This window comes from Stenotrophomonas sp. YJH_SMC_122, from assembly GCF_059369535.1.
Map to the genome: position 1 here is coordinate 17,282 of NZ_JCAFST010000016.1, position 19,708 is coordinate 36,989.

19 protein-coding genes and 1 pseudogene are annotated in these 19,708 nt (G+C 67.4%); 7 read left to right on the plus strand and 13 right to left on the minus strand.

The annotated features are described in order from the left end of the window. The first annotated feature begins 46 nt into the window (after nt 1–46). Nucleotides 47–2,044 (plus strand): bifunctional DedA family/phosphatase PAP2 family protein, encoded by a 1,998-nt coding sequence (locus AC5P66_RS18060; RefSeq protein WP_049413708.1) that lies wholly within the window; start codon nt 47–49, stop codon nt 2,042–2,044. A gap of 121 nt (nt 2,045–2,165) precedes the next feature. On the opposite strand, the gene AC5P66_RS18065 is transcribed toward AC5P66_RS18060, so the two are convergent. The 3 genes from AC5P66_RS18065 to AC5P66_RS18075 form a co-directional block, all read right to left on the minus strand. Beyond that, nucleotides 2,166–2,744: an LON peptidase substrate-binding domain-containing protein gene (locus AC5P66_RS18065; protein WP_005419042.1), complete on the minus strand. Its 579-nt coding sequence runs from the start codon at nt 2,742–2,744 to the stop codon at nt 2,166–2,168. Beyond that, nucleotides 2,741–4,105, minus strand: coding sequence for a UDP-N-acetylmuramate:L-alanyl-gamma-D-glutamyl-meso-diaminopimelate ligase (gene mpl, locus AC5P66_RS18070; RefSeq protein WP_049413707.1), 1,365 nt, complete (start codon nt 4,103–4,105; stop codon nt 2,741–2,743). The genes AC5P66_RS18065 and mpl overlap by 4 nt, the downstream gene beginning before the upstream one ends. A gap of 328 nt (nt 4,106–4,433) precedes the next feature. Continuing rightward, on the minus strand, nt 4,434–4,997 hold the full coding sequence (locus AC5P66_RS18075) for an adenylate kinase (RefSeq protein ID WP_005419045.1): 564 nt from the start codon (nt 4,995–4,997) through the stop codon (nt 4,434–4,436). A 136-nt stretch (nt 4,998–5,133) separates the two neighbouring features. Between AC5P66_RS18075 and AC5P66_RS18080 the strand changes: the two genes are divergently transcribed. Together AC5P66_RS18080 and AC5P66_RS18085 are read left to right on the plus strand one after the other, a co-directional pair. Beyond that, nucleotides 5,134–6,390, plus strand: coding sequence for a 6-phosphofructokinase (locus tag AC5P66_RS18080; protein ID WP_099495431.1), 1,257 nt, complete (start codon nt 5,134–5,136; stop codon nt 6,388–6,390). Between the two features lie 117 nt (nt 6,391–6,507). Next, nucleotides 6,508–6,897, plus strand: coding sequence for a DUF488 domain-containing protein (locus tag AC5P66_RS18085; RefSeq protein WP_099495430.1), 390 nt, complete (start codon nt 6,508–6,510; stop codon nt 6,895–6,897). Nucleotides 6,898–6,964: 67 nt separating this feature from the next. Here AC5P66_RS18085 and AC5P66_RS18090 read toward each other — a convergent pair whose 3' ends face one another. Continuing rightward, nucleotides 6,965–7,468, minus strand: coding sequence for a hypothetical protein (locus AC5P66_RS18090; RefSeq protein ID WP_049438804.1), 504 nt, complete (start codon nt 7,466–7,468; stop codon nt 6,965–6,967). Between the two features lie 308 nt (nt 7,469–7,776). On the opposite strand from AC5P66_RS18090, the gene AC5P66_RS18095 reads away from it, so the two are divergent. Next, entirely contained in the window at nt 7,777–9,804 is a 2,028-nt protein-coding gene (locus AC5P66_RS18095; protein ID WP_049438803.1) for a sodium-translocating pyrophosphatase, read from the plus strand. Nucleotides 9,805–9,882: 78 nt separating this feature from the next. On the opposite strand, the gene AC5P66_RS18100 is transcribed toward AC5P66_RS18095, so the two are convergent. The 4 genes and pseudogenes from AC5P66_RS18100 to AC5P66_RS18115 all read right to left on the minus strand — a co-directional run bounded on the left by AC5P66_RS18100 (nt 9,883) and on the right by AC5P66_RS18115 (nt 11,457). Then, nucleotides 9,883–10,050 carry a hypothetical protein gene (locus tag AC5P66_RS18100; protein WP_241896209.1) on the minus strand — a complete coding sequence of 56 codons (168 nt, stop codon included), beginning with the start codon at nt 10,048–10,050 and terminating at the stop codon, nt 9,883–9,885. 16 nt (nt 10,051–10,066) lie between these two features. Continuing rightward, nucleotides 10,067–10,384: pseudogene (locus AC5P66_RS18105) on the minus strand (tonB-system energizer ExbB); the annotation flags it as partial. After that, a complete protein-coding gene (locus AC5P66_RS18110) occupies nt 10,371–10,838 on the minus strand; it encodes a YbaN family protein (RefSeq protein WP_049413699.1) in 468 nt (155 codons plus the stop codon). The gene AC5P66_RS18110 and the pseudogene AC5P66_RS18105, both read right to left, overlap by 14 nt. Before the next feature lie 31 nt (nt 10,839–10,869). Further along, nucleotides 10,870–11,457 carry a biliverdin-producing heme oxygenase gene (locus tag AC5P66_RS18115; protein ID WP_099495429.1) on the minus strand — a complete coding sequence of 196 codons (588 nt, stop codon included), beginning with the start codon at nt 11,455–11,457 and terminating at the stop codon, nt 10,870–10,872. Between the two features lie 108 nt (nt 11,458–11,565). On the opposite strand from AC5P66_RS18115, the gene AC5P66_RS18120 reads away from it, so the two are divergent. Continuing rightward, nucleotides 11,566–11,823 carry a DUF2789 domain-containing protein gene (locus tag AC5P66_RS18120; protein ID WP_049413695.1) on the plus strand — a complete coding sequence of 86 codons (258 nt, stop codon included), beginning with the start codon at nt 11,566–11,568 and terminating at the stop codon, nt 11,821–11,823. A 95-nt stretch (nt 11,824–11,918) separates the two neighbouring features. Here the strand turns inward: AC5P66_RS18120 and AC5P66_RS18125 are convergent, their stop codons facing one another. From AC5P66_RS18125 to AC5P66_RS18145, 5 genes are all read right to left on the minus strand, one after another. After that, complete coding sequence (locus AC5P66_RS18125) at nt 11,919–14,837, minus strand: TonB-dependent receptor (RefSeq protein ID WP_495216535.1); 2,919 nt, start codon at nt 14,835–14,837, stop codon at nt 11,919–11,921. A 220-nt stretch (nt 14,838–15,057) separates the two neighbouring features. Beyond that, nucleotides 15,058–15,990: a FecR family protein gene (locus AC5P66_RS18130; RefSeq protein ID WP_099591120.1), complete on the minus strand. Its 933-nt coding sequence runs from the start codon at nt 15,988–15,990 to the stop codon at nt 15,058–15,060. A gap of 99 nt (nt 15,991–16,089) precedes the next feature. Further along, nucleotides 16,090–16,590 (minus strand): RNA polymerase sigma factor, encoded by a 501-nt coding sequence (locus AC5P66_RS18135; RefSeq protein WP_049413688.1) that lies wholly within the window; start codon nt 16,588–16,590, stop codon nt 16,090–16,092. Nucleotides 16,591–16,673: 83 nt separating this feature from the next. Beyond that, entirely contained in the window at nt 16,674–17,165 is a 492-nt protein-coding gene (locus AC5P66_RS18140) for a hypothetical protein (RefSeq protein WP_049413687.1), read from the minus strand. Then, nucleotides 17,165–17,656 (minus strand): hypothetical protein, encoded by a 492-nt coding sequence (locus AC5P66_RS18145; protein WP_049413686.1) that lies wholly within the window; start codon nt 17,654–17,656, stop codon nt 17,165–17,167. Before AC5P66_RS18145 ends, AC5P66_RS18140 begins: the two co-directional genes overlap by 1 nt. Before the next feature lie 184 nt (nt 17,657–17,840). Between AC5P66_RS18145 and ppa the strand changes: the two genes are divergently transcribed. Both ppa and AC5P66_RS18155 read left to right on the plus strand, forming a co-directional pair. Next, entirely contained in the window at nt 17,841–18,377 is a 537-nt protein-coding gene (ppa, locus tag AC5P66_RS18150; protein ID WP_005410935.1) for an inorganic diphosphatase, read from the plus strand. A 152-nt stretch (nt 18,378–18,529) separates the two neighbouring features. Beyond that, the gene (locus AC5P66_RS18155) at nt 18,530–19,651 is read left to right on the plus strand and encodes an HDOD domain-containing protein (RefSeq protein WP_049413685.1); all 1,122 of its coding nucleotides are present in this window, start codon (nt 18,530–18,532) and stop codon (nt 19,649–19,651) included. The last annotated feature ends 57 nt before the right edge of the window (nt 19,652–19,708 follow it).

Genomic DNA, 19,708 nt, shown 5'->3' on the forward strand with positions numbered 1-19,708 from the left:
CCAAGCGGCTGGGAACCAGTCACCTTCACGCCCCTATAATCGGGCAATGGACTCTTCATGGATCGACGCCACGCTCGCGTGGATTGCCGCTCACCCCGTGCTGGCGGGTGCCGTTATCTTCCTCATCGCCTTCTGCGATGCGGTGATCATTCTCGGTGCCATCGTGCCGGCCCTGCCGCTGCTGTTCGCGGTGGGCGTGTTCATCGGACTGGGCCAGATCTCCGGGCCGTACGCGGTGGCCGCAGCCGCACTGGGCGCGTTCGCCGGTGATGGCATCAGTTACTGGATCGGGCGCCGCTGGGGTGACCGCCTGCGTGGCGTGTGGCCCTTCAGCCGTTACCCGCAGCTGCTCGACCGCGGCGAAAACCTGTTCCGCCGCAATGCCTTCAAGAGCATCCTGGTGGCACGCTACGTCGGCGCGATCCGGCCGTTCGTGCCCGCCATCGCAGGCATGATGAAGATGCCAGCGAGCCGCTATGTGCAGGCCAGTGGTATCGCCAGCATTTCATGGGCGGTGCTGTTCCTGGCCCCGGGCTGGATTCTTGGCGAGGCCTATGACGCGGTGGCCGCGGTAGCCGGTCGGCTGGTAGTGGTGGTCGGCCTGCTGGCGGTGATCCTCGGCCTGGTCTGGGCCATCGTGCTTTACGGCTACCGCTGGTCGGCCGCGCGCATGGACAACTGGCTGGCACGCCTGCTTGACTGGTCCAACCGCCATCCGACGCTGGGCCGCTACACCGTCGGTGTGCTGGACCCGAAGCGGCGCGAGTCGGTGCCGCTGGCGATGCTGGCGCTGATGCTGCTGGTGCTGGGCTGGGGCTGGTTCGCGCTGCTGACCGTGGTGGTCGCGCATGGCGAGCCACTGGCGATCGACCTGCTGGTACACCAGGCCATGCTGGCCCTGCGCAACCCGCTGGCCGATTACCCGATGGCCGCGCTGGCGTCGCTGGGCGCCTGGCAGGTGCTGCTGCCGGCCACTGCGGCGGCGATGGGCTACCTGGTCTGGCGCCGGCGCTGGATGGCGGCCGCACACTGGCTGGCCGCGCTTGCCTTCGGCCTCGCATTGACCATGCTGCTCGGTGCCACCGTCGATGTGGTGCGCCCGGTCGACGCCAGCAGTGGCTTCGGCTTCCCGTCGGTGTCGGTGACGATGGCCACCATCACCTTCGGCTTCTTCGCGGTGCTGATCGCCCGCGAGATGCCCGGCCGCACCCGCGTCTGGCCGTATCTGGTGTCGGGCATCGTGGTCAGCCTGATCGGCTTCTCGCGCCTGTACCTGGGTGCGCATTGGCTGAGCGACGTGATCGGCGGCATGTTGTTCGGCACGTTCTGGCTGCTGGTGCTGGGCATCGCCTACCGCCGCCGCTTCAACCGCTCGTTCTGGGTGAAGCCGGTGGCATGGCTGTTCTACGGCGTCTTCGCCGTCGCCGCGATGTGGTACGCACCGCGCAATATCCCGGTGAAGCTGGAACGCTTCGAGCCGACCTTGCCGGCCCCGCAGGCAATGGACACGCAGGCCTGGTGGCAGCACGACTGGGCGACACTGCCGGCGCGCCGCAACGAGTTCGACGACGACCAGCGCTGGCCGCTGGACGTGCAGGTGGCCGGTCCGCTGGCACCGCTGCAGGCACAACTGGAAGCGCGCGGCTGGAAGCGGCAGGAGCAGGCCGGCTGGCAGCAGGCGCTGCTGATGCTGGACAAGAACACCGGCGCTGATGAACTGCCGGTGCTGCCGGCGACGCTGGACACCCGCGTCGAGGCGCTGCTGATGGTACGCACGGGTACACACCGTGATGAGCGCTACGTACTGCGCCTGTGGCCGGCCCCTGCGCAGTTGCAGCCGGGCAACACGCCGCTGTGGCTGGGCAGTGCGCAGACCCTGCGCTACGAACGCCATTTCGAGTGGATCGGCATGTGGCACCCGCTGCGTGGCGTCGACCCGGCATTGAATGCCGTGAAGGACGCCGTGCAGGACCTGCCGCAGCGCGAGGACGTGCACAGCGAAACCGGGTTGCCGGTGCTGCGGTTGAAGACCACTACGCCCTGAGGGGGACGGTGCGCGATCACCCACTGTCGCGCCGGCCCATGCCCGGCTGCGCTTCGCACGATCCAACACGCCGAGCATGGGCTCGGCGCTACAGTAGATCCACGCCATGCGTGGATGGCTGCTACGGCATCCAGCCCAGCAACTGCTGCAATCGCTGGTGCGGGTCGTCCATCTGTAGCAGCTGCAGGCGCTGCTGCTCGCTCAGCGGCAGCAGTTCGGCCAGCCGCCAGCCGACCCAGCTGGCCTGGTCCAGCAGCGCCGGATTGGCCGGCGCATAGGCCTCGCCGGCCTGCTCGATGATGTGCCCCAGCACCGTGGCCAGCAGTGCATGCTGCGGCCGCAGTTCGTCATCGGGGTCTTCCTCGCACCAGCGCACATCAGCCACCACCAGGCCGTTGTCGCGCACGCGGGTGCGCTCGACATGGAAGCGACGGGTGCCGCGCAGGCGCAGCTGCAGCACGCCGTCGGCGCCGACATCGAAGTCTTCGATGCGTACCTGCACGCCAAAGGCAGCCGGTGTCGCCGGTGCGCCGACCTCCTCGCCCTCGAGGATCAGGCAGACACCAAATCCCTCACCACTGCGGCCGCTGTCGCGGACCAGGTCCAGATAGCGCCGCTCGAACACGCGCAGGCCCACCGCTGCACCCGGTACCAGCGCGGTGTGCAGCGGGAACAGCGGCAGCGAGCCGTCGCCGCTCATCGGGCCTGCAGCGCGGCGAGGAAGCGTCGCGGGGCACCGTCGAAGCCACCGTTGGACATGAATACCACGTGGTCGCCACTGCGCGCGCTGGCCTGCAGCTGCGCCAGCAATGCGTCGGTATCGGGCACCGCGTGGGCCTGGCCACGCACCGCGGCGATCACCGCCGCAGCATCCCAGGCCAGTTCCGGGCGATGCAGGAACACCACTTCATCGGCCAGCGCCAGCGAGGGAGCCAGCGCCTGCGCATGTGCGCCCAGCCGCATCGAGTTGCTGCGTGGCTCCATCGCAACCACGATGCGCGCATCGCCCACCTTGGAACGCAGGCCCTCCAGCGTGGTGGCGATCGCGGTCGGATGGTGGGCGAAATCGTCGTAGACGGTGATGCCGTCATGGCTGCCGATCACTTCCATGCGGCGCTTGACGCTGCGGAAGCGTGCCAGCGCCGGGATCACCTCGGCCGGCGCCACGCCCACTGCGTGCGCGGCGGCCAGCGCGGCCAGCCCGTTGAGCACGTTGTGGCGGCCCAGCAGCGACCATTGCACGTCGCCCAGCGCCTGCCCACGATGGTGCACGCGGAAGGCGCTGCCATCGGCGGCCAGCAGCTCGGCATGCCACTCCAGCGCCGGATCGAATCCGAAACGCTCGACCGGGGTCCAGCAGCCCATCGCCAGCACTTCGGCCAGGTACTGATCCTCGCCGTTGACGATAAGCCGCCCACGTGCGGGTACGGTACGCACCAGATGGTGGAACTGGCGCTGGATCGCGGCCACGTCCGGGAAGATGTCGGCGTGGTCGTATTCAAGGTTGTTGAGGATGGCCACCAGCGGCCGGTAGTGCACGAACTTGCTGCGCTTGTCGAAGAAGGCCGTGTCGTACTCATCGGCCTCGACCACGAACTCGCGGCCCTGGCCCACGCGGGCGGAGACACCGAAATCCTCGGCGACACCGCCGATCAGGAAGCCCGGCGAGCGCCCTGCACTTTCCAGCAGCCAGGTGAGGATGGTGGTGGTGGTGGTCTTGCCGTGGGTACCAGCCACGGCCAGCGTGTCGCGGCCCGGCAGCACCTGCTCGGACAGCCACTGCGCGCCGGAGATATAGCGCTGGCCGGCATCGAGCACGGCTTCCACGGCGGCATTGCCGCGCGACAGTGCGTTGCCGATCACCACCTCGTCGGTGCCGGCCGGCACGCTGTCGGCACGGTAGCCCTGGTCCAGGATGATGCCCAGCTGTTCGAGCTGGGTCGACATCGGCGGGTAGATGGCCTGGTCGCTGCCGCTGACGGAATGCCCGAGTTCCCGCGCCAGGGCGGCCACGCCGCCCATGAAGGTGCCGGCAATTGCAAGGATATGTACGCTGCTCATGACCGAGGATTGTGACCGATGACGGCTGTATAGGGCCAATGTCCGCTATCGGGTAAGACAACCCCTACACGGGATGTGAGAAAACTCCAATGAGCTGTCAGGGAATTCCCGATAGCGATGTTCTGTGAACCCGGACACAATTCGAACTGCCAGCCGCAGTACCCGAACCGGTCCTACTCCCCAAGAGGCCATCCCCAAGGGAGCTCATGCTGCGGGGCCCTGAGCAAGCCCTTCGCTGGCGCCTATCAAACGACACAGGCCTGATCCTCGCGGACCAGGCCTGTGTTTTTTGCGCCCGAAGGACCGGAAGCATGCCGGCCCCGCCGGATCAGGCCTTGATCGCTGCCAGGATGCGGGCTTCGATCTCGTCCAGCTCACCGACGCCATCGACGCGGGCCAGGGTGCCACGGCCGGCGTAGAAATCGACCACCGGGGCGGTCTGGTCGTTGTAGACCTGCAGGCGCTGGCGCACCGCTTCCGGGTTGTCATCGGCGCGGCCCTGCTCCTTGGCGCGGCCGGCGATGCGGTCGACCAGCAGCTCGGTGGGCACATCCAGCTGCACCACTGCGTCCAGCGGCTGGCCGATCTTGGCCAGCAGGCCATCCATCGCATTGGCCTGGGCCACGTTGCGCGGGTAGCCATCGAGGATGAAGCCCTTGGCGACATCAGCCTGGGTCAGGCGCGACTCCAGCATGCCCAGCAGGATGTCGTCCGACACCAGGTTGCCGGCATCCATCACCGTCTTGGCCTGCTTGCCCAGCTCGGTGCCGGCGGCGATTTCCGCGCGCAGCATGTCACCGGTCGAAATGTGGGCGATCCCCAGCTTTTCCTTCAGGCGCGTCGCCTGTGTCCCCTTGCCCGAACCGGGCGGTCCCAACAGAACCAATCGCATTGACCTGACTCCAACGTGTTGAAAACAAAGAAGGTTCGCGTCCCGGACGGTCCGGTATCGCTGCACCGCAATAGCGCCACTTTACCGCATCCGGGTAATGTCCCTGCAATGTCCCTTCCCCCGAACAGGTAGAAGCATGCGCAACGGTACCCTCCTTTATGCCCAGTCCGGCGGTGTCACCGCCGTCATCAATGCCACGGCGGCAGCGGTGATCGAGCAGGCCCGGGCCAAGGGCATCAAGGTCCTGGCCGCCCGCAACGGCATCCTCGGCGCCCTGCGCGAGGAGCTGATCGACACCACCAGAGAGAGTGCGGCCGCGATCCGCGCCCTCGCCCATACCCCGGGCGGGGCCTTCGGTTCGTGCCGGGTCAAGCTGAAGTCGCTGGACGCCGACCGCGCCCGCTATGACCGCCTGCTGGAGGTGCTGCGCGCGCATGACGTGCGCTGGTTCCTCTACAACGGTGGCAACGACTCGGCCGATACCGCGCTGAAGGTCTCGCAGCTGGCCAAAGCCTCCGGCTACGACCTGACCTGTATCGGCGTGCCCAAGACCATCGACAACGATCTGGCGGTGACCGACACCTGCCCCGGCTTCGGATCAGCGGCCAAGTACACCGCGGTCTCGGTGCGCGAGGCGGCACTGGACGTGGCGGCGATGGCCGAAACCTCCACCCGTGTCTTCATCTACGAGGCGATGGGCCGCCACGCCGGCTGGCTGGCCGCCGCCGCGGGCCTGGCCGGCAACGGTGATGACGAAGCGCCGCACATCATCCTGCTGCCCGAGCGCGCCTACGACGAGGGCGCCTTCCTGGCCAAGGTGAAGGCGGTGGTCGAGCGTGTCGGCTACTGCGTGGTGGTGGCGTCGGAAGGCATCGCCACCGCTGATGGCCGCTTCGTTGCCGATGCCGGCGGTGGCAAGGATTCGTTCGGGCACGCGCAGCTGGGCGGCGTGGCCGCGCACCTGGCCGGCCGGGTCAAGGATCAGCTGGGCCTGAAGGTGCACTGGGCCCTGCCCGATTACCTGCAGCGCTCGGCCCGCCACCTGGCCAGCAGGACCGACTGGGAGCAGGCGCAGGCGGTGGGCAAGGCCGCGGTGCAGCTGGCACTGAAGGGCCAGAATGGCGTGATGCCGGTGATCGTGCGCAGCAGCGATGCACCGTATCGCTGGAAGATCGAAGCCGCGCCGTTGTCGAAGATCGCCAACCACGAGAAGAAGATGCCGGCCGGTTTCATCCGCCGCGATGGCTTCGGCATCACGGCCAGGGCGCGCGCCTACCTGTCACCACTGATCAGGGGCGAAGCACCGCTTCCCTATGGCACCGATGGCCTGCCGAAGTACGTCACCCTGAAGAACGTGGCGGTGAAGCAGAAACTACCGGCCTTCGAAGGCTGACCTGAAAAAGGGGACGGAGGGGATTAAGTCGCATACGCCCCTCTGTCATCTCCAACAGCATCAGCAGTGGGTCGGATACGACTTAATCCCCTCCGTCCCCTTTTCATGGAGATCATCATGGCACTGCGTGTTGTTCGACTCGGTACGCCGCGCCAACCCGGCGAGGGACTGCGCATCGGCACCGTTCGGCGCCCACCGCGCGGCGTGCCGCGCAGCGAGTTCGCCCGACAGGACTGGTACGACGTCTGGTTTCCGACCCTGTCACCCAGCGCGGAGCTGGTGAAGCGGGCGCATGAGGCAACGACGACGGCCGACTGGACCGCCTTCTTCCGCCATTACAAGGCCGAGATGAAGGCGGCCGATGCTGCCCACGCGCTGGACCTTCTGGCCGCGATGTCGCACCACAGCGACATCAGCGTGGGCTGCTACTGCGAGGATGAAGCGCACTGCCACCGCAAGGCATTGCGCGAGCTGCTGGTGGCGCGGGGAGCAATGCTGGCGGATTGATCAGCCGGTTGCCGGCCAGCGGCCGACACTACCCCCGTGGATGCCTGGGCGCAGCGCCGGCGACATCTTAATTGCAGGCCTTGCCTTCCATCTGCAGTTGCGCGGCGAACATCGTCACCTGCGGAATCTGGCCGGCGGCGGCCTGCTTCTTCGCCTCCTCCAGGTAAATGCGCGACTGGCCTTGGCCGTCCAGCTCAACCTTGTTGCTCGACGGCAGACGCCACACCCGCACCACTGCCTGCTGGGCCGGGCACGCCGCGTTCGGCACGCGGATCACATCGTTGAGTTTCCAGCCCTTGTCCGCACTTGGCTGCGCCTTGGTGTAATCGACGAAGCGCGCGCGTGGCTGGCACTGTTCGCTGGTACGCACGGCGGAGAAGCGGTAGGGCGCGGCGGCGTCGCCGGTGAACGCACCTTCCAGCCGCGCGCAGGCCTCGGGGATCTGGCGCAACGTATGCACCGCACCCACCGCCTGCGGCGCGCCCACGGCACGCTGCAGTTCCGGGGTTTCCGCGGCGAAGGCCGGCACGGCCGGGACCAGGGCGGCAAGCATCAACAGGGACAGGCGCATGGGGGATCTCCTACGGGACTGTGCGCAGGCTTGCAGAGACTGGCTTAACGGGGTGCAAAGGCCGTTGGCTCGCGAATCATGCCCATGGCCCGACGGCATGCGCCGCGGCTCCGAGGAGCCAGTCGAGCATGGCTCGACTCTGCAAGTGGCGGCACGCATACTGCGGGCACCAGGGAATGCTGAACACCGCCATACGTCGGACGACCGCCAAGGTCGGTACGGGTTGGTTCCAGGCTGCAGCCCGTCGTCCCCCTCGTGGTGCCGTTCATCGCCACTGGATGCCTACATCCATTCTGCGGAGGGGTCTAATGCTGGAACGTCACGGGCTGTCATTGGCGCTGGGCTGCGCCATTCTCGCGATCCTGTTCGGAATCGTCTCGGCGCGCTGGATCCTGCGCCAACCCACCGGCAATGCGCGCATGATCGCGATCGCCACCGCGATCCAGGAAGGTGCGCGTGCCTATCTCAACCGCCAGTACCTGACCATCGGCATCGCCGGCGTGGTGCTGTTCGTGCTGGTCGGCATCTTCCTCAGCTGGTACACCGCGATTGGTTTTGCAGTCGGCGCGGTGCTGTCCGGCGCCGCCGGCTACATCGGCATGAACGTGTCGGTACGCGCCAACGTGCGTACCGCAGAGGCGGCGCGCAACGGCATCAGCGCGGCGATGGACGTCGCCTTCCGCGGCGGCGCGATCACCGGCATGCTGGTGGTCGGGCTGGGCCTGCTGGGCGTGGCCGGCTACTACGCACTGCTGTTGCAGATGGGCCTGCCGATGGAACAGGCGCTGCACGCGCTGGTCGGCCTGGCCTTCGGCTCCTCGCTGATCTCGATTTTCGCGCGGCTGGGGGGCGGCATCTTCACCAAGGGCGCCGACGTCGGCGCCGATCTGGTCGGCAAGGTCGAAGCCGGCATTCCCGAAGACGATCCGCGCAACCCGGCGGTGATCGCCGACAACGTCGGTGACAACGTCGGCGACTGCGCCGGCATGGCGGCCGACCTCTTTGAAACCTATGCAGTCACCGTCATCGCCACCATGCTGCTGGGCAGCCTGATGCTGGCCGAAGCCGGTGCCAATGCCGTGCTGTATCCGCTGGTACTGGGCGGCGTGTCGATCATCGCTTCGATCATCGGCGCGCTGTTCGTCAAGGTGAAGCCAGGCGGCTCGATCATGGGTGCGCTGTACAAGGGCGTGATCGTTTCCGGCGTGCTGGCCGCCATCGCCTTCTACCCGATCACCACCGGACTGATGTCCGACAACGTGCATGGACCGATGGCGCTGTATGGCTGCGCGCTGATCGGCCTGGTCCTGACCGGCCTGATCGTGTGGATCACCGAGTACTACACCGGCACCCAGTACAAGCCGGTGCAACACGTAGCACAGGCCTCGACCACCGGCCACGGCACCAACATCATCGCCGGACTCGGCATCTCGATGAAATCCACCGCGCTGCCGGTGGTGGCGGTGTGTGCGGCGATCTGGGGTGCGTTCGCACTGGGCGGCCTGTACGGCATCGCCATCGCCGCGACCGCCATGCTGTCGATGGCCGGCATGATCGTCGCCCTCGATGCCTACGGCCCGATCACCGACAACGCCGGTGGCATCGCCGAAATGGCCGAGCTGCCTTCGGAGATCCGCGACATCACCGATCCGCTGGACGCGGTGGGCAACACCACCAAGGCCGTGACCAAGGGCTATGCGATCGGCTCGGCGGCACTGGCGGCACTGGTGCTGTTCGCCGACTACACCCACAACCTGCAGGCAGCCCATCCCGGCCAGGAGTTCCGCTTCGATCTCAGCGACCACACGGTGATCATCGGCCTGTTGATCGGCGGCCTGATTCCCTACCTGTTCGGTGCGATGGCGATGGAAGCGGTCGGCCGCGCGGCAGGTGCAGTGGTGGAAGAAGTGCGCCGCCAGTTCCGCGAGATCCCCGGCATCATGCAGGGCACCGGCAAGCCGCAGTACGACAAGGCGGTGGACATGCTGACCCGCTCGGCGATCCGCGAAATGATCGTGCCCTCGCTGTTGCCGGTCGCCGTGCCGGTGGTGGTCGGCCTGCTGCTGGGGCCGCGCGCACTGGGCGGCCTGCTGATCGGCACGATCGTCACCGGCCTGTTCGTGGCCATTTCGATGACCACAGGCGGCGGCGCCTGGGACAACGCCAAGAAGTACATCGAGGATGGCCACTTCGGTGGCAAGGGCAGCGAAGCGCACAAGGCCGCGGTGACCGGCGATACCGTTGGTGACCCGTACAAGGACACCGCCGGCCCGGCGATCAACCCGCTGATCAAGATCATCAACATCGTGGCGCTGCTGCTGGTGCCGCTGCTGTAGAGCCACGCGACGCGTGGATGGCAGGCTTGACCGGGTGGGATCCCTTTCCTGCGGAAAGGGATCCCACCCCGCTGGCGATCACCGCCCGCGCAGGAAGAACGACACCGACACCGACACCGGCACCATCACGTCCACGGGGTCGCCGGCCACCTCGGGCGGCGGCGCCGGGACCGGGGCGTCAGCGGTGTCCGGCGGAGGCGTCGGCTCCGGCGCACGCGGCGGTGACAGGTCACCCTGCGGCTGCACCGGCGCCTTCGGTTGCTCGCCCCACCAGATCCTGCGACAGGTGCAGTTCGGTACGGATTGCATCCAGCATCGCCCGTGCGATGCCCTCCTGCACGCTGGCGTCAGCGTTCTCGCCGGGGCGGCTGGGTGCCTGCAGCAACAGCGTGCGTGCGGCACGCAGCTGCCGGGCCTGCCGCGCCACCTCCCAGCCCCTGGCCAGCAGTACGGTCCAGGTGGCCGGCGATGCCACTGCCAGCGCGATCATCACGGTTTTCACCACCACGTCGGCGGCCAGGTACATGCCGCACGGGGTCAGTGCGGGAGCGGCCACAGGGGCCCGGTCAGCAGGCAGCATCGTCTCGGGTTCCAGCGGTATCGGGGGATGCGGTGCGGCGGCGGGCCGCGCGAGGATCGTTGGCGTCGTCCACTTCCACGACCGGATTGGGCTCCAGTCGCGGTGCCGGCCGGCTGAGCACGTAACCGGCGCTGGCGGCAAAGAACAGGCCCACGCCGAGCAACAGGCGCCACGACGGATGCGCGCCCCAGCAGAACAGGGCAAAGCCCACCGCCATGCCTGCACTGGCAAACGCCTTGCCCTTGCCCGACACGGCACCCTGCTCGCGCCACAGCCGCAGCGACGGGCCGTAGCGTGGATGCGCCAGCAGGCGCTGCTCGAACGTCGGCGAGCTGCGTGCGAAGCAGCCCACCGCAAGGATCAGGAAGATGGTGGTCGGCATCACCGGCAGCAACGCGCCGATCACGCCGAGGCCGACCATCGCCCAGCCCAGCGCGAACCAGAGCCAGCGCATCAGCGCTGCACCTGTGGGCGCGCGCCGGGCATCAGGCGAATTCCACTTCGACATGGCCGTGCACGCTGCGGAACGCGGCGTCGGCCGCATCGATCACCTGCTGCTCCTGCTCGCCACTCAGCGGCACCGCGTCCAGCACAGCGGTGAACTCGCGCCAGTGGCGCGCTGCGCCATCGGGATGGGCGGCCAGGTGGCGAGCGCCGAAATCACGGTGCAGGCCGAGCGTGGCCGCCATCTTGTACAGAATGGTGCCGCCGAGATTGGAACCTTCAGCCACGTACAGCCAACCCAACGCAGTGGGCAGCGCGAGGTCCGAGGGCAGCGCGTCGATGTCCGCGCCAGGCAGGGTCTGCTCCAGGTCCTGCAGGTCGCGTGCGACCTGTGTCAGGCGCCGGCGCCCTCCGAGATCGGGCAGCAATGCGTCCAGGGCAGGGTTGGCATACAGCGCATCGATGCTGCGGTGGAAGCGATACTGCACGCGCAGGAAACGGGCGAAGTTGCTGCGGTCGGCGAAGATGTCACCGGCCATGATGCGCTTGTCCAGCGCACCGTGGCTGTCGCGTGTGGCGGCCTTGAGCCGCAGGCTGCGGCTGTCTTCGGGAGCGATGTGTGCGTTCATGGGGGAATGCCAGGAGGGTCGTCCTGCTGTAGACGTCCGCCGCAGGGGTTTCCCCAAGCCCATGTGCGCCGATAATGGGCCATCCCCTTCTTCCACCCGGAACCGATGATGATCACCACCGAACCGCGCATGACCAACCTGTTCCTGCAGCTGGGCCTGGACGCCAGCGCCGAGGGCATCGCCCGCTTCATCCGCGAGCACCAGCTGGCCACCGACGTTGAAGTGTTCGAAGCGCCGTACTGGAACGATGCCCAGCGCCAGTTCCTGTCCGAGTCGCTGCAGGCTGATGCGGCATGGACCACCGTGGTGGACGAGCTGAACGAGTCGCTGCACGAAGATGCGGTGAAGGCGGCGACCGGGCTTTAAGTGCCTGGCGGAAGGCGCTGGGCAAGGCCCGGCGCTACCGTCGCCTCACCCTGGGTCAGAGCCCTTTCCGCAGGAAAGGGATCCGACCCCGCCGATCAGTACTTCCAGGTCAAGGCCAGCCGTGCGGTGCGGCCCGGGGCCGGCATCACACCCAGGGCGAGCGGATCCAGATAGTAGCGGTCGGTCAGGTTGTCGACGCCGGCGTCGACCGACAGCTGGTCGTTGAAGCGCCAGCTGGCGAACAGATCCACCAGCGTGGTTGGCCGGTACAGCTGCTGGATCGCCGACAGGCCCACGTTCCAGTCCTTGTCCAGCGTGCTGATCGGGCCGGCGTTGTGGACCACGCGGGTGCCGAAGGTCAGGCGCTCGTCGAACAGGCGCGAGCCCAGGGTCAGGTTGACCATGTAGCGCGGCGGGTTCTGGGTGTTGGTGTACGACCCCTCGAAGCCGCCGTCCACGCAGTTAGGCGTGTGGGCCAGCTCATCGTTCCTGCGCTGTGCGCCATAGGCCCGGCGCTCGGCGGCGATGTCCGGCGCGCAGGTCTTGGCTTTGAAGTAGTAGTGCGCGGACAGGTCGGCGAAGACCTTGCCGCTGTCATAGCTGGACTGGAACTCCATGCCGGAGACCTTGAACTGGTCGACGTTGCGGATCAGACCGGCCGACAGCGTGCGGTAGTCACGGGTGATCAGGTCGTCGATGCGGGTGTCGAAATACGCCAGCTTCAGCGCCAGGCGGTCGCCGGCAGTGAACAGGTTGTAGCGGAGGGTGCTGGCGCCGATTTCCCAGCTGCGCGCGCGCTCCGGCTTCAGCTCACCCACCGGCTTGGCGGCGGTGAACAGGCCCAGCGTGGTCTCGAACAGGCTCGGCAGCTTGGTGCCTTCGGCATACTTCACGTAGACCAGGGTGTCTTCGCTGAAGCGGTAGGCCACGCTGGCGGTCGGCGAGAACGCGGAGTCGCGGCGGCGGATCGGCTGCGACCAGGTCCAGCTGACCGGCACTTCCAGATCCTGCGGCTTGCCGGCGTCATAGAAGTTCCACCCACCGATGTCGCCCACCGTGCCCTTCTTGTACGGCGAGGCCAGCAGCGATTCCTGGGTAAAATTGCCATTGGCATCCGGATACCAGTTCAGCAGCGCAATGCGCTTTGCACGCCACGACGGCAGTGCCGGGTTGCCGTTGAGCAGCTCGGTGTAGCGGTACTGGCCCTGCACCTCATACGTATCAGGCGTCGCCAGGCGGTTGCGGTCGTGCACCTCCACCCGGTTCCAGCGGCCACCGGCCAGCAGTTCCCAGTGTTCGTCGGGCTGCCACTTCAGCGAGGCCACGGCACTGTATTCCTTGCGCTCGGCGTTGCGCAGGAAGCGGTTGTTGACCAGGTCGTCGTGCTTGATCGGCCCCGAGCTGCCCGGGGCGATGTCTTCGTCGCTGTAGGACAGGCCGTAGTCGAGCGTGAACGCACCGGCGCGTGTGTCGAACGTCGAGGTGTTGCTGGCATCCAGGTTGAAGCGCTTCTGCCGCAGCGGGTTCCGGTAGGCATCCTTGTAGCCGGGATCGCCACTGAAGCTGGGCGCGTCGTACCACTCGGTGCGGCGATCGAAGTACCACGGGGTGATGCCGGTCAGGCTGTTGTACATCACGCTGTCGGTGTCGGTGTAGGCGGCATTGATGCGCAGGTCAACCCGCTCACTGTCCGGGTTGAAGCGGTAGCGCAGGCTGTAGCTGTCCATGTCGACGTGGCCCGGATCCCACTGCGGGATGCGGTCACGATCCACCCGGATGATCTGCGAGGCCATGATCTCGCCGGCGGTGCCTTCGTAACGGCGGTAACCGGCCTCCAGCGTCTGCGCGTCGTCGATGCGCCAGGTGCCCTTGAGCAGCGCCGACTTCGAGCGCGAGGAGGTGTTGAACACTTCGCTGCGCGGCGGATTCAGCGGCGCCAGCGTGCGACGGGTCTGCGGGAAATCATCGTAGCCATGCCGGCCCGAGAAGTAGTTGCCGTTGTCCCGGTAAGCGTAGGCGGCGACCAGATCGAAGCGGTCCCAGTGACCGGCACCGGCCACGTTGAAGAACTGGCTGCCGGTGGCGCTGCGATCGGTGCGCGGTGTCGCACTGTAGGACGGCAGGTTGTTGGCACTGCCATTGGCCAGGCCACCGCGCACGCGCGCCCCGAAGTCGCGCCCCTCGCGCAGCACGTCACCGATCTTCAGCGTCTCCATCTCTACCATACCGCCGATGCCACCGGAGGCGTTGGCCTGCAGGCTCGGGCCCTTGGTGATGGTCAGGCTGGAGATCAGGTCGGGGTCGAGGTAGGTGCGCTGTGACTGGCCCGCATAGCCGCGGTAGGTGTCCATGCTGGACTGGCCACCGTCGATGATCACCGGTACGCGGCTCTGGCCCTGGATGCCACGGATGTTGACGTCGAAGCCATTGCCGACGCGCGGATCACCGGCGGTGACACCGGCCACACCCTTGACGATGTCACCGTTGGAGGTGCCGCGGAAGCGCTCCAGATGCGCGCGGTCGAGCGTGGTGGTCGAACCCACGCTGCGGTAGCTGTCGAGCAGGCGCGCTTCATCGTTGTTCGCACCGCTGTCGACGCGGTCGCCGGCCACACGCAGCGTGCCGGTGACGATCACACCGCTGTCGGCCTGCACCGGCGTTGCTGACTCCAGAGTGACCGCATCGGCGCTGACCCGGCGCACCGCCACGCCGCTGCCCTGCAGCAGGTGCTGCAACGCCTGGTCGGCCGACAGGCTGCCGCTGACCGCGTGGGAGGTTACGCCGTGTGCCAGCGATGCGGGGTACACCACCTGCACGCCGGATTGGCGCATGTAGCTGCGCAGCGCCTCATCCAGCGGTTGTGCAGGAATATCGAAGCGCAGTACGGCCGCGTGGTCGCTGCGGGCGCTCTGCGCCAGTGCGGGTGGCGTCGTGCTGGCCAGCCCGGCGGCAAGCAACGCAATGCACAGACGGGACGGGCGCAGTACGTGGCCCGAGCGGTGGGAGTCGAACATGGAGGAACCTGTCAGGTAATCGGTGCCGCGAACGCGGCGTCATCCGCAACACGGGCGGACACGGCGACGTACGTGGCGACGGCGGGTACGTTCGCCGGGTAAGACGGCTGGGCGCGCGACAACCCCAAGAGCGATTTGCGGTCGCGGGGGATGCCGACGGTGCGCGGTGGTTGCCGACCGTTGGTCGGCACAGAGACGCTCATCCACGCGTGGCGTGGAGCTACTGCACGATGGCGACGCCGAAGGGAAGACGAGTAACCTGAAGACCCGCCGTTGCCGCCAGCGCGTCCAGCGCCTGTTCCGGGCGGTCGATGCGCAACGCAGCACTCACTGCAGGAAGACGTGACAGATCGCCGCGCACGAAGGTCGGCCCCGCGCGATAGCGCCCGACCCACTGCACCGCATCGGCAACGGGGACCTGCTCCAGCAGCAGCTCGCCCTGGCGCCAGGCGCCGACGCTGTCGGCGGTCACGTCAGCCCGTCGCATGACTCCGCCATGTTCAGTGTAGACGGCACGCTGCCCCTGCTGCAGGTAGGTCCAGCCACCGTCGGCCGGGCTGGCCACGCGCACCCTGCCCTGCCCCACCTGGGTTTCCACCCCGTCGTCGCCACGCGCGACGGTGAACGCGGTGGAGATGTCCTCGATCAGGCCATTGCCGGCGCGCACGCTGAAACGCCGCTGTGCATCCGGGCTGACCTCGAACCAGGCGCGCCCGCGCAGCAGCTCGACCTCGCGGGCGTTCGCATTGAAGCGCACGGCAATCGCACTGTCCGCATCCAGCACCGCGCGACTGCCATCGGGCAGCCGTACGTGCTGCACCTGATGCGTGCTGCGATGATCGGACTGCAGGCGCAGCCACGCCTCCGGCCATGCAACCAGCATTGCCAGCATTGCCGCCGCTGCCATCGCCCAGCGCAGTCGATGCGGCCGACGCCGTCCGCTGGACCCGGCCTGCGGGCGCGGCCCGACACTGCGCCACAGCGCGCGCTCGTGCTCGAAGGCCCTGCGGTGCCCCGGCTGTTGCAGCCAGTGCTCGAACGCCTGCATGCGTACATCGCTGATGTCACCCGAGGCCAGCCACGCGATCCAGTCCCGGGCCTGTTCGGCCAGGTTATCGTCATTGGCGGCGGGCAGCATGTTCGGCGGGCGCATCGGCTGGCGGACAGGCGCATTCAAGCGCGGGGGAACTGGACCGCATCCACGGTCAATGATCAAGACGTCTGTGCGCGCGCCAACCCCAAGCCGGCGTGATCATCGGCCACTGCGCGCCCAGGCCAGGCGCTGCAGCGCGGAGCGCACATGATTCTCGACGGTGGTCACCGACACCCCCAGGCGGCGTGCGATCTCGGCCTGGGTGAGGCCCTGCAGGCGGTTGAGCCGGAAGATGGTGCGGGTCGGCTCCGGCAGGTGACCCGCCGCATCGAGCACCCGCTGCAGCTCATCCTGTGCCATGGCCTGCTCCTCGGTGGAGATCACCTCGTCGGCCCCCCACAGGTAGTGGTCGGCCAGCAGCCGGTTGCGGCGGCTCGATTCGCGGCCGTGGTCAGTGGCAAGGTTGGCGGCCAGCCGATACAGATAGGCCCGCGGATTGTCGATCGCCTGGCTGTCATCGACCCCACGGGCCTTGAACCAGACCGCCTGGATCACGTCCTCGGCGCCGCTGTCACCCCCGAGGATGCGCTGCACCCGGCGCAGCAGCGCTGGCCGCTCGCGGATCAGCAGTTCGGTGAGCGTGGCGGCATTGGAGGACATGCGCGGAGCCGGGACGACAGACGGAGGCGCCGCGCATGCTACTCCGTTAATGCGAATAAGTCACATTACTATCAACACCCCGACTACAGGCAATCAACCAGTGCGTCGTAGGTATTGGCTGTCGTGCCGGGCAGCGGCGCGTGCAACGCATCGAATCCGTCACCCGTTTCCCACACCTGCAGCAGGGTTTCCAGGCGTGTCCCGGCTGCCAGCGGCAGCACGCAGGCATAGCGTCCGCGGTTGACCTTGATCAGGCCGCTGGGCTTTACCCTGGTGTCGCTGCCGGCGAAGGTCCATACACACTGGACAACCACCCCCGCGACCTGTTCCACGGAACAGCGCAGGCGCATGGCCCACAGATTGATGTACTGCCCCTCGCAGAAGGTATCGCCACACACCTCATCGAAGCCACGCACCAGTTGCCGCTCGGCAGCAAGGAAACGCTCGTGGCCGCCCCCCGGGCCGGAGTAATCCCGCGCATCGACGAACGCAGGCGCGGCCTGCGCGACACCGGCGCACGGCAGGCTGACAGACAGCACGCCACACAACAGCCAGCATTTGTAGAAGCTCCCCATCAGCCCACCCTCCCCTGCGTGCGCAGGCATTCAGGCAACCCATCGAAGATGCCGTGGTCAAGCCCGGGCAAAGGCGCGGTCAGGCCGCCCGGCGCTTCCAGTGAGGCATAGAACGCCTCGACGGGCACGCCGGGCTGAAATTCGACCGGGCAGACCCAGCTGCCGTTGTCGACCCGCACCTGGCCCGTATCGGGATGCACTTCCAGCTCGCTGGCCGCCACCACCAGGACGCAGCGCTGCACGGTGCCGCGGTGGGCAAGCACGGCGCAGCGGAACTCCATCACCCGGTAGTTGCTGTAATCACCTTCACACAAGGTGTCGGCACACCATGCGGCGAATTCGCCGGCCACCGCGTCCTCCAGCGCAAAGGCCCGGTCCCATCCGGCCTCGTCGGAGGGATAGTCGATCAGGTTGACATGCGCCCCGCGCGCAAGCGCAGGCAACGGCGCCAGCAGCAACAAGGCGCAACAGCCCAAGCGGTTCCAGTTCATGGCAAGTCTCCTTGGCAAGGACGTCCAGCCTGCCGGGGGGACCGGGTGGAACCCATCGGGAAACCCCGCCCCATTCGCTCCGCCAGGGGCGGGCGCGCAGGTCGGTCCAGCCCTACCCTGCACAGCGCCCGGCAAAGGCATAAAATGGTGAGCTATCCGTCTATATCCCCACCTGGAGCACACCATGGGCCTGGAACTCGTCTCGCCCGGCAAGAACCCGCCGGAAGAAATCAACGTCATCATCGAGATCCCGAAGGACTCGGAACCGGTGAAGTACGAAGTGGACAAGGAAACCGGCGCGATCTTCGTCGACCGCATCCTGTCCACCCCGATGCGCTATCCGTGCAACTACGGCTACGTGCCGAGCACCCTGTGTGGCGACGGCGATCCGGCCGACGTGCTGGTGGTGCTGCCGCTGCCGCTGGTGCCGGGCTCGGTCGTGCGCTGCCGTCCGGTCGGCGTGCTGAAGATGAGCGATGAGGCAGGCAGCGACGAGAAGATCCTGGCCGTGCCGGTCTCGAAGATCTTCAGCGGCTACGCCCACGTCGAAGACATCGCCCAGGTTTCGAGCCACTGGCTGGAGCGCATTGGCCACTTCTTCGAGCATTACAAGGACCTGGAGAAGGGCAAGTGGGTCAAGCTGGACGGTTGGGGTGGCGCCGCTGAGGCCAAGCAGATCCTGATCGAGGCGCACCAGCGCCATCTCGACAGCAAGGCCTGAGCCTGAACCGCATCGCTCCGGCGATACCCTGCCGGAGCGATGCGGGTCACGTTTCATGACGACGGCACATCACTCTTGCTGCCGTATTAGGTAAATTGCGTCACTTCACACGTCATCGACATCCATCGTCGAGACAGCCAGGGGAATGTGTCGTGCGTATTCTGCTTGTTGGGGATGCAGCCAGCCTGCCGGCCGAGCTGACCGAATTCATTGCCGATCTTGGGGAAGACTGGCAGCCGCTGACCGCCGCCGATGGCCAGACCGCGATGACCGCGGTGGCCACGCAGGGCGTGGACGCGGTGATCGTCTGCCCGCAGTTGCCCGATCTCAATGCCACCACGCTGCTGGGCCAGATCCGGACACTGCGCCCGGAAACCATCCGCATCGCGCTGGTCGATGCACACCATGGCAACCGCCCGCCGCCGGCGCGCCTGATCGGTGTCGCCCACCGCTTCCTGCCGCTGCCGCTGGCGCCGGAAGTGCTGCTGGAGGCATTGACCAGCCTGGAAGAACTGCGCGAAGTGCTGGACAGCCCGCGCCTGCGCGATGCCATCGGCCGTATCGAGAAACTGCCATCGCCACCGCACCTGTACCTGAGCCTGACCCAGGCCCTGGAACATGACGACGATACCGACAGTGCCGATGTGGCCAAGCTGGTCGCCGCCGATCCGGCCATCGCGGCCAAAGTGCTGCAGCTGTCGAACTCGGCTTTCTTCAGCCAGGGCCGCACAATTGCCGACCTGCGCACCGCGGTCACCCGGCTGGGCCTGGCCACGCTGCGTGACCTGGTGCTGGCCAGCGAAGTGTTCTCCGCGCCGACGCTGTCGGCTGCCGAGCGCAACTCACTGCAGCAGCGCGCCCTGCTCGCCTCCCGGCTGGCCGCACGCCTGCTGCCCGAGTCCAGCGCCGAACTGGGGGCGACCGCCGCACTGCTGGCCGACATCGGCCTGCTGCTGCCCGGCGTGCGCAACGAGCGCAGCGAGCCCGCGCTGGCCGGCGATACCCGCCCAGGCCATGCCGAGGCCGGCGCCTACCTGCTGGGCCTGTGGGGCCTGCCGATGCCGATCATCGAAGCGGTGGCCTTCCACCTGCAGCCGCAGCGCGCCAACACCCGCAGCTTCTGGGTGACCGGCGCGGTGCACGTGGCCCTGGCGCTGGTCAATGGCGATCCGGTGGACGAGGACTACCTGCAGCGTGCAGGCGTGCTGAACAAACTGCCGCAATGGCGCGAGCACGCCAATGCACTGATGGGACTGGTGCCCAGCGACGCCTGAGCGTGCTGGATGTTGTCCGGACGACAGAGGGCGCACCCACACGGTGCGCCCTTTCCA